The organism is Roseobacter sp. HKCCA2468, from assembly GCF_037805105.1.
GTDB lineage: Bacteria > Pseudomonadota > Alphaproteobacteria > Rhodobacterales > Rhodobacteraceae > M30B80.
In genome coordinates this window covers 559,235-573,986 of sequence record NZ_JBBLYN010000001.1, presented here as the reverse complement: position 1 = coordinate 573,986, position 14,752 = coordinate 559,235, and the positions used below count along the sequence as shown (strand labels likewise).

Below are 14,752 nucleotides of genomic sequence, written 5' to 3'. Positions count from 1 at the left end.
AAGGCCGGCGCAAGTTATTGAGGCAGGTTTCATACAGGCAAGAAACCTATCGAGCAGTGCCTTATGTATAACCATGTTTGCGGTAGAGTTCCAAGAGAAAAGTTTGCGCTTCTTGCGCCAAGCCCCTAGCATTGTTCCTATAATTAAGAAGAAAACGGGGATTGTTATCAAAATGGCACGAGTTTGTTTCAGACGTTTTGGGGTATGGGTGGGGGCCGCGATTGTCGCTGTGTCAACCGCACATGCCGAACCGCAACATGGCATCGCTATGTATGGCGAGCCTGCCCTCCCACCAGATTTTGTGCATTTGCCCTATGCAAATCCAGATGCGCCGACAGGCGGGCGGATCGTGACAGGCGAGGTTGGGGGCTTTGACAGCCTCAACCCGCATATCCGTTTGGGCAGCACGCCATGGCAATTGCGGTTCTTGGCATATGAATCGCTTTTGATCCGCTCTTGGGACGAACCGTTCACGCTTTACGGCCTGTTGGCCGAATCGGTTGAGGTTGATCCTGCGGGGTTTTGGGTTGAGTTCACGCTTAACCCTGCGGCGCGATTCTCGGATAATAGCCCTGTCACAATGGAAGATGTGATTTGGTCATACGAGACTTTGGGCACTGAAGGGCATCCGCGCTATCTGAATGCGTGGCAGAATGTCGACACAATCGAGGAGCTTGATGAGCGCCGCTTGCGGATCATGTTCAAGGAAGCTGATCGTGAAATGGCGCTGATCATGGGCCTGCGCCCCATTTTGAAAAAGGCGCAATGGGACGGGCAAGATTTTCAAGCCTCAGGTTTGGATGTGATCCCCATCGCTTCGGCCCCTTATGTGGTTGATGATTTCGAGGCGGGGCGTTTTGTGTCCTTACGCCGCAATCCTGATTATTGGGGGGCGGACTTGCCCGTGCGCCGTGGCACCAATGTGATTGATGAAATCCGCTTGGAATTCTTTGCAGATGGCAATGCGATGTTTGAGGCGTTCAAAGCGGGTATCGTGACGACAATGCGCGAAACAAACGCGGCAAATTGGGCTGAAAACTATCAATTCCCCCGTGTGCAATCGGGCGAGGTTATTCTTTCCGAAGTGCCGCACCAGCGCCCCTCTGGAATGAATGGGTTGGTGATGAACACGCGCCGCGCGGCCTTTTCCGATTGGCGCGTCCGCGAGGCGATGATCCAAGCCTTTAATTTCGAATATATCAATCTCACCTTGAATGGCGGGGTCGAGCCGCGGATTACCTCCTATTTCTCGAACTCGCCCTTGGGGATGCGCGATGGGGCGGCCACGGGCCGTGTGGCCGAGTTCCTTGCGCCGTTTGAGGCGGATTTGCTGCAAGGGGCGCTTGAGGGCTATGCCCTGCCACAAACCGATGGCACCGAGGCTAATCGCGCAGGAATTCGCCGCGCAATGGCCCTGCTTGAGGAGGCAGGATATCGCGTTGAAAACGGGGTGATGCAGACGCCCGAAGGGGCGCCTTTTACGTTTGATATTCTGCTCTCCCAAGGGTCGACCGATATGCAATCCATCGTGAATATCTATGTCGAGGCTTTGGTACGGCTTGGGATTGTTCCCACAGTCACCACTGTTGACAGCGCGCAATATCGCGAACGGATTGATAATTTCGACTTTGATATGACCGATATCACCCGTGGTCTGTCGCTAAGCCCGGGCAATGAGCAGCGGCTTTATTGGGGCTGTGATTTGGCGGAAACCACAGGATCACGTAATTTGATGGGGGCCTGCCATCCTGCGATTGAGGCGATGATTGACCAAATGTTGACCTCGGCAAGCCAAGAGGATTACCGCGCGGCTGTCCACGCCTTGGATCGCGTGCTGATGAGCGAGCGTTATGTAATCCCATTTTGGTATTCGCCAATCAGCCGCTTGGCGCATAATGTCGAGCTGAAATTCCCCGACTACATCCCGATTTATGGCGATTGGATCGGATGGCAGCCCGATGTCTGGTGGGTAGAGCCGCAATAAAGAAAAAGGGCGGTCGAAGGGCCGCCCTTTTTATTGGGATTTAGGCCGATGCGGTCACGGGGCTATTTCGCGGTCTTGGACGCGGCCATAGCCTCGACCGCCTTTTTCGCATCCTTGCCATTAGGGTAGACAAGCCCCGCGGAAATGATCAGCTTTGCTGCGTCCTCGACAGTCATATCCAGTTCAATCGTGTCCTTGCGAGGCACAAACAGCAAAAAGCCCGATGTCGGATTTGGTGTGGTGGGCAAAAACACGGAAATCAGATCATCGCCAAGCTTTTCGGCCACTTCGCCTTTGGCCTTGGTTGAGACAAAGGCGATGGCCCAGATACCTTTGCGCGGATATTCGACCATGCAGGCGCGGTCAAAATTCTGCTCACCTTGTGCCAAAACAGTTTCGACAATTTGTTTCAGCCCTGAATAGACAGAGCGCACAAGCGGGATCGACAAAACCAAACTTTCGGCCCAACGGATCAGCGAGCGGCCAATGAGGCCCTTGGCAATCCAGCCAACAATCACCGCAAAAACGAGGAAGGTCGCCACGCCAAGGCCGCGAATATCAACCTGAAGGCCCGTATAGTGTTGGATCAAAAGCAGCGGGTTATAGCGGCCTGGAATAAAGGGCAAAACCCAACTGTCGATCCATCCGATCAGCGTCCAGACCAACCAAATGGTCACCGCAATCGGGGCAATGACCACCACGCCTGTAAAGAAATTATTGCGTAGGGCGGCCAAGATGCCGCGGCGTGGGGGTTTGGGATTTTCGGGCAATTGCATGATGCGGGGGCGCGTTGGGGAACCGTTAAACCTGTCTCGATCAGATGTAAGGGGGTTTCGTTAACCTTACAAGAGGCAAGGGGCGGCGGGGTCGTCAGGGTTCCATTGCCATGGCCAGCGCAATCTGGGCGCCAAGGCGGGCATTGTTACGGATCAGGGCAATATTGGCTGCAAGGCTTGCCCCTTGGGTGGCCTCTAGAATTTCAGCGAGAAGAAACGGGGTCAGTGCCTTTGCCGTGATGTTCTGTGCATCGGCCTTGCGCACCGCATTTTCGATCACAGGCGCAAGAGTTTCGGCGGCGATTTCATCCGCCTGAGGGATTGGGTTTGTAACCAATTGCCCACCCTTCAGCCCCAATGTCCTGCGCATCAGATGGGCGCGGGCGATCTCTTGGGGGCTGTTTATTTGCAGGGGCGCGCGAATGCCACTGTCGCGTGACCAAAAGGCAGGGATCATCTCTTGGCCATAGGCAATGACAGGCACGCCCAATGTTTCGAGCGTTTCAAATGTTTTGGGCAAATCCAGAATGGCCTTTGCCCCCGCACAGACCACCGTCACAGCCGTTTCGGCCAGTTCTGGCAAATCGGCAGAGATGTCAAAACTGTGCTCCGCCCCGCGATGCACGCCCCCAATGCCCCCCGTAGCAAACACGCGAATGCCCGCAAGATGGGCGCAGATCATGGTTGCGGCCACTGTAGTGCCACCTGTCTGGCCAAGAACAAGCGCCGCCGCCAAATCAGCCCGCGAAAGTTTCGCGGCCCCCGTGACCTGCGCAAGGTTGCGCAACTGTGTCTCGGAAAGCCCAATTTTAATTTCCCCCTGAACCACGGCGATTGTGGCAGGCACCGCGCCCTGATCTCGAATTTCGGCCTCAACGGCCTGTGCGGTTTCAAAATTGGCGGGGTAGGGCATGCCATGGGTGATGATGGTGCTTTCAAGGGCAACCACAGCGCCGCCTGTCTTTAGGGCATGTGCAACATCCGGGGCGATGGTGAGGGGAAGCATGCTTAATCCTTTCCCGCCACATAAGCGGCGGCTTCGTTGAGTGCAAAAATTTGCGCTTCTTCACGCGATGCACCACCGGTTTCGGCGGCGATATGGGCGGCCATGAACCGATCCCCTGCACCTGTCGCGCGGGCGGCGGTGACCTGTGGTGGCGTGCCCGTCACTGTTTCGGCACCCGCCTTGGCGTCTACAGTCAGGCCCGCACCATCGGTCACGATCACGCGCGCAGCCCCCGCCGTGATCAGCGCATCTGCGGCTTCTGTGGCCGAGAGGTCAGGCGCTTGCCCTGCGATCAAACAGGCCTCACGGCGATTGACATAAAGGCTTGCCATTGGGTGATGCAAAAGCGGGCAAAGACGCGTGGCCTTGCCGGGTGATGCGGGCGCAATGCGTAAATCCGCCGCCTGAAAGGCAGGGGCATCCGCGATATAAGCCAAAAGCGCTTCGGTCAAATTGCCATCAAGCGCCATTACGCCTTGATAGGGGGCCGCGGCATCCCCCAAGGGGCCATGCTCTAGGGGGGCTAAAATCTGCGCGCCTGCGGCCTCAAGGCCATGTGCATCGGCGATGGCAGCCATCACTTGGCCTTGCGCCTCAATCGCCATGTAGTGGTCGGTCGGCCATTCAGAGCTGCGAAAAATGTGGTCGCAATTCATGCCGCGCTTTTCGCAAAAGGCCAGCAAATCCGCGCCTTCGGCATCACGCCCGATCATGGTCAGCAAAACGGGCTGCATCCCATAGGCGGCAAGCCCGATGGCAATATTCAACGCCACCCCGCCAGGGATGCGCGTAATACGCCCCGCAACATCATCGCCAAGGGCCATTGCCGTATCTGTGCGACCAATCACGTCCCACAGAACCGATCCGATGCAGATAATGCTATTCTTTGTCATGGCTGCGTCTCTATCCCGCCTAAGGGCCTGCGTCTATGCCCCAGCGGTGCTGTTGCAGATGGCCCTTGCGGGCAGGGGGAAAATGCCCTAAAGCGCGCCTGTCCGAAAGGGCAATTCACAGGCGAGGGCGGGTCGCATAGGGGAGACATCCTTATCGATCCACCGGTTGGGGCACGGCCCCTGATCCCTCGCTCAGGCGCAAACCGGAAAGGAAACTATTATGGCGCTTCCTGATTTTTCTTTGCGTCAGCTTTTGGAAGCTGGCGTTCACTTTGGTCACCAGACCCATCGTTGGAACCCTCGCATGGCCCCGTATATCTACGGCGACCGCAATGGGATTCACATTCTTGACCTGACCCAGACTGTTGACCTGCTTGAGCAGGCTTTGGTTGCAGTGCGCGAAACTGTTGCCAAAGGCGGCAGCATCTTGTTCGTAGGCACCAAGCGTCAGGCACAGCGCCCCATTGCCGAGGCGGCAGAGCGTTGCGCACAGTATTACATGAACCACCGTTGGTTGGGCGGCACGCTGACCAACTGGCAGACTGTTTCCAACTCGATCAAGCGTTTGAACGAGATTGATGAAGCGATGCAAAATGGTATTGAGGGCCTGACCAAGAAAGAGCGTCTTGGCATGGAACGCGATCAGGCGAAGCTGCAAGCCTCGCTTGGCGGTATCCGCGAAATGGGCGGCCTGCCTGATCTGATCTTTGTGATTGACGTTAACAAAGAAGACCTCGCCATTGCCGAAGCCAACAAGCTGGGCATTCCTGTTGTGGCGGTTGTTGATAGCAACTGTTCGCCCGCAGGCGTGGATTACGTCATTCCTGGAAATGATGACGCGGCGCGTGCCATCAGCCTTTACTGTGATCTGATTTCGCGCGCAGCCCTTGATGGGATGAGCGTGCAGATGGATGCAGCGGGCGTTGATCTTGGCGCAATGGAAGAGACTGTCGAAGAAACCTTGGCCGAAGCAGCACCTGCTGAAGAAGCCGCAGAAGACGCTTCTGCCTAAGGGGTTCTAAGTTTGGCGGGAAAGCGCGCCTTTCCCGCTCGACTGACATATCTGTGACATATCGGCGGGGCATATCCCCGCCTGACTTACAAATCAGGAGATTCTCACCATGGCAATCACTGCTGCAATGGTAAAAGACCTGCGCGAAGCAACTGGCGCAGGCATGATGGACGCAAAAAAAGCGCTGACCGAAACCGATGGCGATTTTGACGCCGCGATTGACTGGTTGCGCACCAAAGGTTTGGCGAAAGCGGCCAAGAAATCTGGTCGCACTGCGGCCGAAGGTTTGGTTGCTGTTGCAGTCTCAAACGGCAGCGCGGTTGCGGTTGAAGTGAACTCGGAAACCGATTTCGTTGCGAAAAACGCTGAATTCCAATCCATGGTTGCAGGTATCGCGCAAGCGGCGCTTGGCGTGGATGATGTAGATGCGTTGAAAGCTGCGGATATGGGCGGCAAGCCTGTTGAAACAGTGATCACCGATGCGATTGCGAAAATCGGTGAAAACATGGCGCTGCGCCGCATGGCAAAATTGTCGGGCCAGACGGTTGTGTCTTATGTGCACAACGCCGCGGCTGATGGCATGGGCAAGATCGGCGTTCTTGTCGCGTTCAATGGCACCGATGAGGGTTTTGCCCGTCAGGTGGCAATGCATGTTGCAGCGGTGAACCCTGCATCCTTGTCTGTGGATGATCTGGATCCTGCGATTGTGGAAAAAGAGCGTCAGGTGCAAATCGACATCGCGCGTGAATCTGGCAAGCCAGAGGCCGTCATCGAGAAGATGATCGAAGGCCGTATGCAGAAATTCCTCTCCGAAGTAACCTTGGTGAACCAAGCCTTCGTCATCAACCCAGACTTGACTGTCGCGGCTGCAGCGAAAGAAGCGGGTGTTGAGCTGACAGGGTTTGTGCGCCTTGAGGTTGGTGAAGGCATTGTGGTGGAAAAAGAAGATTTCGCCGCAGAGGTTGCGAAGGCCGTTCAAGGCTAAGTCTGCGCCAAATTGCGAAACAATGAAGGGCAGGGGGCAACTCCTGCCTTTTTTCTTGGTAAATGAAAACGGCGTCACTCAGGGACATGAATGACGCCGCCAACAGCCCGCTTTTTATTTGGGGACGCGGGACTGACAGGTTGCTCTAGGTACAACCTGTATGTGCCTGCGGGGGACACCGCGCGACACATAGCGTTATTATATTCAATTTAAGAACATTCGACACTGAGGAATTCCTCACGGCTGACCATGGTCACGCAACTGTGAGATAGGTTAATAATTGGTTAATAAAATTATTCTGCGATCAATTTCAAATAAAAATTTGATTTAAAACCAGTGCTTTAGCGGCGGCTTGCGCAGTTGTGTCAGCCTGTAGCACATCTCGTGCGCCGCGTAGATGTTTCTCAACCGTTGTTACATTTATCTCCATGGCAAAGGCTATCTCGCGCATGGTGCGCCCCTTGATTACCAATTCCAACGCTTCGCGCTGTCGTTCCGTTAGGATTCGCAAATGTGGCGAGACGGGCAGTGCAGTGGCGCATAGGTGGAACAGGTGACAATAGGCAAAGATAATTTCACCGTGCTCATCCCACATCTCGATAAGCGCCTCTTGGGTCATATGTTCCGCGCCGATCAATCCGAATTCCGCATTTGCCGCATGGTGGCGCCGTGGCAGCGAAACTGTATATCCCGCTGTGATCGCATGAGCCGTAAAAAGCTCATATAATTCGCGCTCGGCACGAGATAACGCAGTTCCATCAGGTGGCGCTGATGACAAATGCGTCCAAGGTTCTGCACCAGTGTTGGACATAGCCCATTTGACGATAGGACAGACGCGATAGAGATTTTCGCCAACATAGCCCGCAATCAACGTTTTAGGACAGTTGTGCAGGATACGATTGTCATGCGCGTGACCCGTCTTGCCAAATTCAGCAGCGATCGGGTTGGTGGCATATATGAAACAGCGAAAGCCGTAAGACGTCAGCATCTCTTGATGAAGCCTGACCAAGCTCTCGGCATCAGCGCAGGCTAAGTAACGCGCAGTTTGTGCATCAACCATAACAACCCCCAAGTTTAGCGAATTGAATGTATCTGCGCGGGGGGATGGCTGTCGAGCGAATAATATAAAAATTTTTTAAATCAGGTGGTTGCTAAAATTTATTGAAGTAAGGCTGTATCCTGCCTCATTATAAATTTAACATAATCATGATTATCGGACAAATAGATATGCGCAAAATCTCGCGCCCCCATGATCACCCAAGAGCGTATCCAGCGCCGCGCACAGTGCGAATTGGGTCACCCTCGCCCCCGCCTCGCAGCGCCTTGCGCAGACGGCCAACATGAACATCGACTGTGCGACTGTCGACATAGATATCGCGGCCCCAGACGCGGTCGAGTAATTGTTCACGGCTCCAAACGCGACCTGGGCGTTCCATGAAGGCGGTCAGCAAACGAAACTCAGTCGGCCCAAGATTAATCTGTGCTTCACCGCGGAATGCGCGATGTGCGCTGGTGTCGAGTTTGATATCCTCATATTCCAATGTCTCCCCCACCGAAGATGGCCGTGTGCGGCGCAACTGGCTGCGGGTGCGGGCCAAAAGTTCGGCCAAGGAATAAGGTTTCGTGACATAGTCATCTGCGCCCGTCTCAAGGCCGCGAATTTTGTCGACCTCTTCGGATCGCGCAGAAAGCATGATCACAGGTATCCGCGCCGTTTGCGTGCCTGACTTTAACTGACGACACACTTCGATGCCTGACACATTGGGCAGCATCCAATCCAAGATAATCAAATCGGGCGGTGTTTCGCGCGCGATAAGCAATGCCTCATCACCGCTATCGGCGGTCAGCACGTCAAACCCTTCAGCCGCGATATTATAGGCCAAAACCTCGCGCTGTGCGGGTTCGTCTTCGACAACCAAAATTACGGGGGAATGTGCCATGTTACGCTACTTTTTTGTTGGATTACGACTTGTTAGAGGCTTCAGAGATCACATCTTGCTTGGGGCGGATATCCTCGGGCATCGAGCCTGTTACGAGATAGACCACCTGCTCTGCAATCGAGGTGACATGATCCCCCATGCGTTCAATGTTTTTTGCCATAAAATGCAGATGCATACAGGCCGTAATTGATCTTGGATCTTCCATCATAAAGGTCAGATATTCGCGGAAAAGTGCAGAATAAATCTGATCAATTTCGAGATCGCGCTCGCGCACATCTTCGGCCAAGCCCAGATCCCGTTGGATATAGGCATCAAGCACATCTTTTAGCATCAGTTCCACCTCGCGCGCCATTCGGCGCAGTGAAGCAGTTGCGCCCTCAATCGGGGGCTGCGCCATCACCGCATGGCTGCGCTTGGCGATGTTTTTCGAATAATCCCCAATCCGTTCCAAATTGGTCGAAACGCGGAAAACAGAAAGCACCGTGCGCAAATCGGACGCTGTAGGCGAGCGCAAGGCCAAAATGCGCGCGGCTTCCTCGTTCACTTGGGTTTCCAAGGCATCAATGGCCGCGTCCCCTGCCCGCACCAGATCGGCCAGTTCAGGGTCGCGCGTGTCCAAAGCCAAGACCGATTTATGGATCGAGTCCTCGACCAACCCGCCCATCTTCATGATCCCCGCCTGAATGCTCTCTAGGTCGCGGTCAAATGAGGAAACGATATGTTCATTCGTGTTCATGGCAGCCCTTCCAAGCCGAGAATTAACCGATACGGCCCGTGATATAGCTTTCGGTGCGCGGGTCTTCGGGATTGGTGAAAATCTTTGAGGTGTCGTCAAATTCAACCAAGTTTCCTAGGTGGAAAAACGCGGTCTTTTGGCTGACGCGTGCGGCCTGTTGCATCGAATGGGTGACAATCACGACCGAAAAATTGCTGCGCAGCTCGTCAATCAATTCTTCCACCTGCGCGGTCGCGATAGGGTCAAGCGCTGAACAAGGCTCGTCCATCAACAAAATCTCAGGGTTGGTGGCCACAGCCCGCCCGATACAAAGGCGCTGCTGCTGCCCGCCAGATAGACCCGTTCCCGGGGCATCAAGGCGGTCTTTCACCTCATCCCACAGGGCCGCACGGCGCAAACTTTTTTCGACAATCTCGTCTAGATCAGCCTTGCTGCGGGCCAAGCCGTGAATCCGCGGGCCATAGGCCACGTTTTCGTAAATGGATTTTGGAAACGGGTTTGGTTTTTGGAACACCATCCCCACCTTGGCACGCAATTGCACAGGGTCAACGCGGCGGTCGTAAATATCCTCTCCATCAATGCGAATATCGCCCTCAATACGCGCAATCGAGATGGTGTCATTCATGCGGTTCAAACAGCGCAGAAAGGTCGATTTCCCACAGCCTGACGGCCCAATAAAGGCGGTCACAGTTTTATCGAGAATGTCGACATTCACATCCTTAATCGCATGGGTGTCGCCATAATAGACCTGCACATTGCGCGCGGCGATCTTGATGGCATCCTCGCCTGCAATACGGGTGTCGAGTTGCATATTATTCACTTTCGTCTCCATGACTTACCACCTCCGCTCGAATTTACGGCGCAGGATAATGGCGAGGAAGTTCAACAAGAACAGAAGGGCCAGCATCACGATAATCGCGGATTGTGCCAAACCTTCGCGGACAGGCGCATCTTCATTTTGTGCCAAAAGGTAAACAACCGTTGGCATTGATTGTGCCTGCTCCAACAGACCCCCGCTGAAGGGCGAGGATAGCAGATCCGCGCCCGTTGATACAGACAGACCAATCAACAGCAAAGGTGCAGTTTCCCCAAGGGCCTGCGCGATACCGATAATCGTGCCCGTTAGAATGCCAGGCGCTGCGAGGGGCAGAATATGGTGGGACATGGCCTGCACCTTCGAGGCCCCTACCCCAAGGGCTGCTTCGCGGATTGAAGGCGGCACCGCCTTGAGGGCCGCGCGGGTGGCGATCACAATGGTGGGCAGGGTCATCAAAGACAGAACAAAGCCACCAAGCAAAGCCGTGCCGCGAATGGAGGTCGTAATGCCAAGATCCGTCAGCGCGAACAAAATTGCGGCCCCAAGGATACCGAACACGATGGACGGCACCGCCGCAAGGTTGGCAATGTTGATCTCGATGAAATCGGTGAATTTGTTTTTGGGCGCGAATTCCTCAAGATAAATCGAGGCTGCGACCCCAAAAATCAGCGAGAACACCAAGACCACCAGCATCATATAGAGCGAGCCCATCAAGGCAGGGCCAATCCCCGTGATCTCACCGCTTTGCGAGTAAAGATTGGTGAAGAATTTCCAATGGAAATGGCGATTGATGATGTCGGCCTCAACCATTGCATCCGCCATGGCCAGATGACCCAATTCAAAACCAGGTGGCATATCGGCCTGACCGCGGCCTTGCAATTCACCCGTCAGATAGCGGGTGAGTGAGATTGCAACAGGCACGCCTGTGAATTCAGTTTCGCCGACCAGATTGGGATTAGCTACGAGGTAATCACGCGTATCACGGCGATTGGCGGCATAGATCATCGAGGCCAAGGCCGCATCATCAAATTCTGCGGGTTGGCGCATCAGACCTGCGGCATCGAGTAAGGCGGATTGCAGGCCTGTTTGCGCCAATGCCGCGGCGGCAGCGGGCATGGCGTCAGCTGTGATCCCATCGGCAATGGCCTGAACCTGTGACGCGGCAGATGCAAAGCCCGCCCCAGAAAGGGCCGTAACGGCAGCCTCAAGCGCGGTATTTGCGGCCGCGATATCATCGCCCTCAAGGGCAGATTGTGCCCCGCGCAAGGCGCTGCCCGCTTGGCCGAAGATACGGGCGACATCACCGCCTGCGACAGCGCCGTTTCGCAGATCCGACAAAAGCACCCCTGCCCCATCCATGAGCCCTGCTTGGGCAAGAATTGCCTCCGCGCGGTCAGCATAGCGCGCGGTCACAGTGGCCATGACGTCAATCCCTGCGGCCTCAATTGTGGCCTTGAGAGAGTTTGCGTAAATCCCGCGCTCAAACCCCGAGCGCAGGCTGACATCAGCGATTTCCTCTGGCGTAACTTCGCCCCCGTTTTCATTCAGAATTGCAGGGTCGTAATAGAGTTCAATCTCGGCTTGATATTGCCAGAGCGCGGGAATGCCGCGCGAGACGATTGACCACAGAAGCACACATAGGAAAAACAAAACCACTGTGATGGCTGAGATGCCAAGAATGCGCAGCGCAAGACCCTTTTGGTGGCGCTTTTGCACCTGTTCTGAGCGCGCATATAGCGATTGTATCTTGCGCTTTGGCAGATCAGAGGGGTTGGACAGATCAGTCATCAGTCATACTGCTCCCGATATTTGGCAACAATCCGCTGTGCGAGCAGGTTCAACCCCAGCGTGACGAAGAAGAGTGTGAAGGCCAGCGCGAAAACCGCCAGAACATCGATCGAGTCGAACCCTGACCCCTCGCCCGTGAGGACGGCCACGATGCGGGTTGTCACAGTCACAACCGCCCCGAATGGGTTTGGCTCCAACCCTGTGACCGAGGACAATGCGCCAGCAGCCAGAACCACAATCATGGTTTCCCCGATGGCGCGGGATGCGGCCAAAACGATGGCGCCCACAATGCCAGGCAGCGCGGCAGGCAAGATCACCTTGGTCACCGTTTCCGCGGGTGTCGCGCCCAGACCAAGCGAGCCATCCCGCATCGCCTGTGGCACGGCGTTGATCACGTCATCGGACAAAGACGAGACGAACGGCACCAACATCATCCCCATCACCACGCCTGCGGTCAGAACCGAGACCGTGTTGGGCATAATTGTTGATCCCACGACCGCCTGCAAAAAGGGGCCGACTGTCACAAGGGCGAAGATACCATAGACAATTGTCGGGATCCCCGCGAGGATCTCTAGCGCGGGTTTGATCGTGACGCGCAGCGCGCTTGGGGCGAATTCCGACAGGTAGATTGCCGCAGAGAGGCCCAAGGGAACCGCGACCAAAAGTGCCACAAGCGCAATGTAAAGCGTGCCCCAGATCAAAGGCAAAAACCCAAGCGCAGAGACATAGCTGCCATCTGGCCCCTCAGGCGCGCCCGCAACATCGCCTGCAGGGGCCCACTCCATCCCAAAGAGGAAATTGAAAATCCCATATTCCTTGAAAAAGGCCAAGGTGGGGAATGTGATGGCCGATAGAATGCCAATAGTCGTCAAAATGGCGATGGTGGAGGCAAAGATCAAAAAGGCAAGGATCCAACGCTCGACCGAGATGCGCGCGCGGAAATCGCGGTTGATCAATTTTAGACCATAGAGAAACCCGCCGATGGCCAAAAATACTGCGCCGAGCCGCCCTATCAGTTCGACCGTGGCGTTAAAGCCGCGTAGGCGCAAAGCGGTCTCAAACATTTTTTGCGAGATATTCGCGCCAATAATTTGCCCGTCATCACGCAAACGCTGCGCCAACGGGGTGAAATCTACACGCCAGCCCTCAACATCGGCTTCGGTTGCGTTGCCATTGGCGATATAGCCATCAATCGCAACGGCCAACCCTTTGACATTCGCAACGAAGAGATCGCGCTGCGCGGCAAGGCGGACATCTATCTCGTCCTGCGGCAAGCCATCGGTGACGTCAGCGGATAACTGCAATTCAGGTGCATTGGGATCAATGATCGAGGCGGTGTAGCTGTTCGAAGCAATCCCTGATCCAATCGACCAGAGAATAATGAAAATCAGTGCTGGCACAAAGGCTGCAAGGGCCACATGCATGCCATGTTGTTTCGGAAGCGAATGCAGGCTCGACTCAACCCCGTTTGCGACAGAAATCGCGCGGGCGCGCCCGATAAAAAAGCCCACAGTCGCAAGCACTGCGATTAGGGCCAAAACAAGCGAAATGCTGATTGTCAGGGGCATTTGGTCGTCCGCTCTGCTCTTGTAAGTTTTGCCCTTTGGGCGGGGTGGATCTGGGCGGTGGAACCGCCCAGACCGAATTTAGAAGATCGTCAGATCTTAGAGGCCTGCAACCATTGCTTGGGTCGCTGCCAATTCTGGATCAGGAACAAGGCCGTATTCAGCCAATGGGCCACCAGGGCCTGCGATTTCGTCAGAGATGAAGAACTCAACATATTCCTTCAAACCTGGGATCACGCCAATATGCTCTTGCTTGACGTAGAACTGCAGAGGGCGCGATACGGGGTATTCGCCAGATGCGATTGCATCAACGGTTGGGGTCACGCCAGACATAGTCGCAACCTGAAGACGGTCGGTGTTGTTTTCATAGAAAGACAGACCGAATACGCCAATACCTGTTGGGGTGCTGTCGAGATTTGCAAGCGTCTGTGTATAGTCGCCTTCGATATCAACCGAACGGCCATCGGTGCGCAGGGTCATGCAGGCTTCTTCAACTGCATCTTCGTCCATGCCCATAGCAGCCATTGCTTCTGCTGCGCCAGTTTCCTCACAGCCTGCGAGGATCACGTTTTCTTCGAAAACTTCGCGTGTGCCGTGGTTCGTGCCAGGAACGAACATGTTGATTTCCTGAGAAGGAAGATCGCCATTTACGTCAGCCCAGTTGGTGTTTGGGTTGGCAACCATTGCGCCATCAACAGGCAACTCAGCGGCAAGCGCCAAGTAGATATCTGCAGGTGTGAAAGCGAAGGAAGGGCCATTGATGTCAGAGGCGAATACGATGCCGTCATAGCCAATACGAACTTCGATTGGGGTTACGCCGTTGCCTGCGCATACTTCGCGCTCGGAGTCTTTCATCAAGCTAGAGGAGTTCGCGATATCGATTGTGCCTTCGCCAACGCCTTCGCACAGCATACGGCGACCAGTGGACGAACCGCCACCCTCAACAACGGGGGTTGCGAAATCGGTTTCAGCGCCAAACGCTTCGGCAACGATATTTGCATAAGGCAGAACCGTGGATGAGCCCGCGATGCTGACATAGTCACGGCTTTGCGCGGCTGCGCCCGTTGCGGACAATGCCGCCAAGGCCAGGGCGGAAACGGTCAATTTTGTGAAAGACATTCTTCTGTCACTCCAAGTGGTTTTCGGGTTGGCAGAACGGGCACCAGTGCCGCGCTCTTGTGGGCCTGCCTATGCGTGGTTCGCCAAGCTTTTGTGACAGAAACGTAACAGTTATATGACAATGCCCTCGG

At 55.1% G+C, this 14,752-nt stretch carries 13 protein-coding genes; 3 read left to right on the top strand and 10 right to left on the bottom strand.

Going from position 1 to position 14,752, the window contains the following annotated elements:
- Nucleotides 1-172 precede the first annotated feature (172 nt).
- Entirely contained in the window at nt 173-1,984 is a 1,812-nt protein-coding gene (locus AAC620_RS02925; RefSeq protein ID WP_340242734.1) for an extracellular solute-binding protein, read from the top strand.
- Nucleotides 1,985-2,046: 62 nt separating this feature from the next.
- On the opposite strand, the gene AAC620_RS02920 is transcribed toward AAC620_RS02925, so the two are convergent.
- The 3 genes from AAC620_RS02920 to AAC620_RS02910 form a co-directional block, all read right to left on the bottom strand.
- Complete coding sequence (locus tag AAC620_RS02920; RefSeq protein ID WP_340242733.1) at nt 2,047-2,760, bottom strand: DUF502 domain-containing protein; 714 nt, start codon at nt 2,758-2,760, stop codon at nt 2,047-2,049.
- 94 nt (nt 2,761-2,854) lie between these two features.
- Nucleotides 2,855-3,766, bottom strand: coding sequence for a pseudouridine-5'-phosphate glycosidase (locus AAC620_RS02915; protein WP_340242732.1), 912 nt, complete (start codon nt 3,764-3,766; stop codon nt 2,855-2,857).
- Between the two features lie 2 nt (nt 3,767-3,768).
- A complete protein-coding gene (locus AAC620_RS02910) occupies nt 3,769-4,659 on the bottom strand; it encodes a PfkB family carbohydrate kinase (protein WP_340242731.1) in 891 nt (296 codons plus the stop codon).
- 220 nt (nt 4,660-4,879) lie between these two features.
- Here AAC620_RS02910 and rpsB point away from each other — a divergent pair, with 220 nt between their 5' ends.
- Both rpsB and tsf read left to right on the top strand, forming a co-directional pair.
- Entirely contained in the window at nt 4,880-5,671 is a 792-nt protein-coding gene (gene rpsB, locus AAC620_RS02905) for a 30S ribosomal protein S2 (RefSeq protein ID WP_340242730.1), read from the top strand.
- A gap of 109 nt (nt 5,672-5,780) precedes the next feature.
- Entirely contained in the window at nt 5,781-6,656 is an 876-nt protein-coding gene (tsf, locus tag AAC620_RS02900; RefSeq protein WP_340242729.1) for a translation elongation factor Ts, read from the top strand.
- A gap of 310 nt (nt 6,657-6,966) precedes the next feature.
- On the opposite strand, the gene AAC620_RS02895 is transcribed toward tsf, so the two are convergent.
- The 7 genes from AAC620_RS02895 to AAC620_RS02865 all read right to left on the bottom strand — a co-directional run bounded on the left by AAC620_RS02895 (nt 6,967) and on the right by AAC620_RS02865 (nt 14,621).
- Nucleotides 6,967-7,716, bottom strand: a complete 750-nt coding sequence (locus tag AAC620_RS02895) for an autoinducer binding domain-containing protein (RefSeq protein WP_340242728.1) — start codon at nt 7,714-7,716, stop codon at nt 6,967-6,969.
- Nucleotides 7,717-7,909: 193 nt separating this feature from the next.
- Nucleotides 7,910-8,596: a phosphate regulon transcriptional regulator PhoB gene (gene phoB, locus AAC620_RS02890; RefSeq protein WP_317654635.1), complete on the bottom strand. Its 687-nt coding sequence runs from the start codon at nt 8,594-8,596 to the stop codon at nt 7,910-7,912.
- A gap of 22 nt (nt 8,597-8,618) precedes the next feature.
- Nucleotides 8,619-9,332, bottom strand: coding sequence for a phosphate signaling complex protein PhoU (phoU, locus tag AAC620_RS02885; RefSeq protein WP_340242727.1), 714 nt, complete (start codon nt 9,330-9,332; stop codon nt 8,619-8,621).
- A 22-nt stretch (nt 9,333-9,354) separates the two neighbouring features.
- Nucleotides 9,355-10,164: a phosphate ABC transporter ATP-binding protein PstB gene (gene pstB / locus AAC620_RS02880; RefSeq protein ID WP_445322424.1), complete on the bottom strand. Its 810-nt coding sequence runs from the start codon at nt 10,162-10,164 to the stop codon at nt 9,355-9,357.
- 3 nt (nt 10,165-10,167) lie between these two features.
- Nucleotides 10,168-11,937, bottom strand: a complete 1,770-nt coding sequence (gene pstA / locus AAC620_RS02875) for a phosphate ABC transporter permease PstA (protein ID WP_340242726.1) — start codon at nt 11,935-11,937, stop codon at nt 10,168-10,170.
- A complete protein-coding gene (gene pstC / locus AAC620_RS02870) occupies nt 11,937-13,505 on the bottom strand; it encodes a phosphate ABC transporter permease subunit PstC (protein WP_340242725.1) in 1,569 nt (522 codons plus the stop codon). Before pstC ends, pstA begins: the two co-directional genes overlap by 1 nt.
- A gap of 96 nt (nt 13,506-13,601) precedes the next feature.
- Nucleotides 13,602-14,621 (bottom strand): PstS family phosphate ABC transporter substrate-binding protein, encoded by a 1,020-nt coding sequence (locus AAC620_RS02865; protein ID WP_340242724.1) that lies wholly within the window; start codon nt 14,619-14,621, stop codon nt 13,602-13,604.
- Nucleotides 14,622-14,752: the final 131 nt, after the last annotated feature.

Excerpts from the sequence above, each read along its gene's own strand:
- AAC620_RS02925 (WP_340242734.1), top strand. The coding sequence starts at position 173 with ATGGCACGAGTTTGTTTCAGACGTTTTGGGGTATGGGTGGGGGCCGCG.
- AAC620_RS02920 (WP_340242733.1), bottom strand. The coding sequence starts at position 2,760 with ATGCAATTGCCCGAAAATCCCAAACCCCCACGCCGCGGCATCTTGGCC.
- AAC620_RS02915 (WP_340242732.1), bottom strand. The coding sequence starts at position 3,766 with ATGCTTCCCCTCACCATCGCCCCGGATGTTGCACATGCCCTAAAGACA.
- AAC620_RS02910 (WP_340242731.1), bottom strand. The coding sequence starts at position 4,659 with ATGACAAAGAATAGCATTATCTGCATCGGATCGGTTCTGTGGGACGTG.
- rpsB (WP_340242730.1), top strand. The coding sequence starts at position 4,880 with ATGGCGCTTCCTGATTTTTCTTTGCGTCAGCTTTTGGAAGCTGGCGTT.
- tsf (WP_340242729.1), top strand. The coding sequence starts at position 5,781 with ATGGCAATCACTGCTGCAATGGTAAAAGACCTGCGCGAAGCAACTGGC.
- AAC620_RS02895 (WP_340242728.1), bottom strand. The coding sequence starts at position 7,716 with ATGGTTGATGCACAAACTGCGCGTTACTTAGCCTGCGCTGATGCCGAG.
- phoB (WP_317654635.1), bottom strand. The coding sequence starts at position 8,596 with ATGGCACATTCCCCCGTAATTTTGGTTGTCGAAGACGAACCCGCACAG.
- phoU (WP_340242727.1), bottom strand. The coding sequence starts at position 9,332 with ATGAACACGAATGAACATATCGTTTCCTCATTTGACCGCGACCTAGAG.
- pstB (WP_445322424.1), bottom strand. The coding sequence starts at position 10,164 with ATGGAGACGAAAGTGAATAATATGCAACTCGACACCCGTATTGCAGGC.
- pstA (WP_340242726.1), bottom strand. The coding sequence starts at position 11,937 with ATGACTGATCTGTCCAACCCCTCTGATCTGCCAAAGCGCAAGATACAA.
- pstC (WP_340242725.1), bottom strand. The coding sequence starts at position 13,505 with ATGCCCCTGACAATCAGCATTTCGCTTGTTTTGGCCCTAATCGCAGTG.
- AAC620_RS02865 (WP_340242724.1), bottom strand. The coding sequence starts at position 14,621 with ATGTCTTTCACAAAATTGACCGTTTCCGCCCTGGCCTTGGCGGCATTG.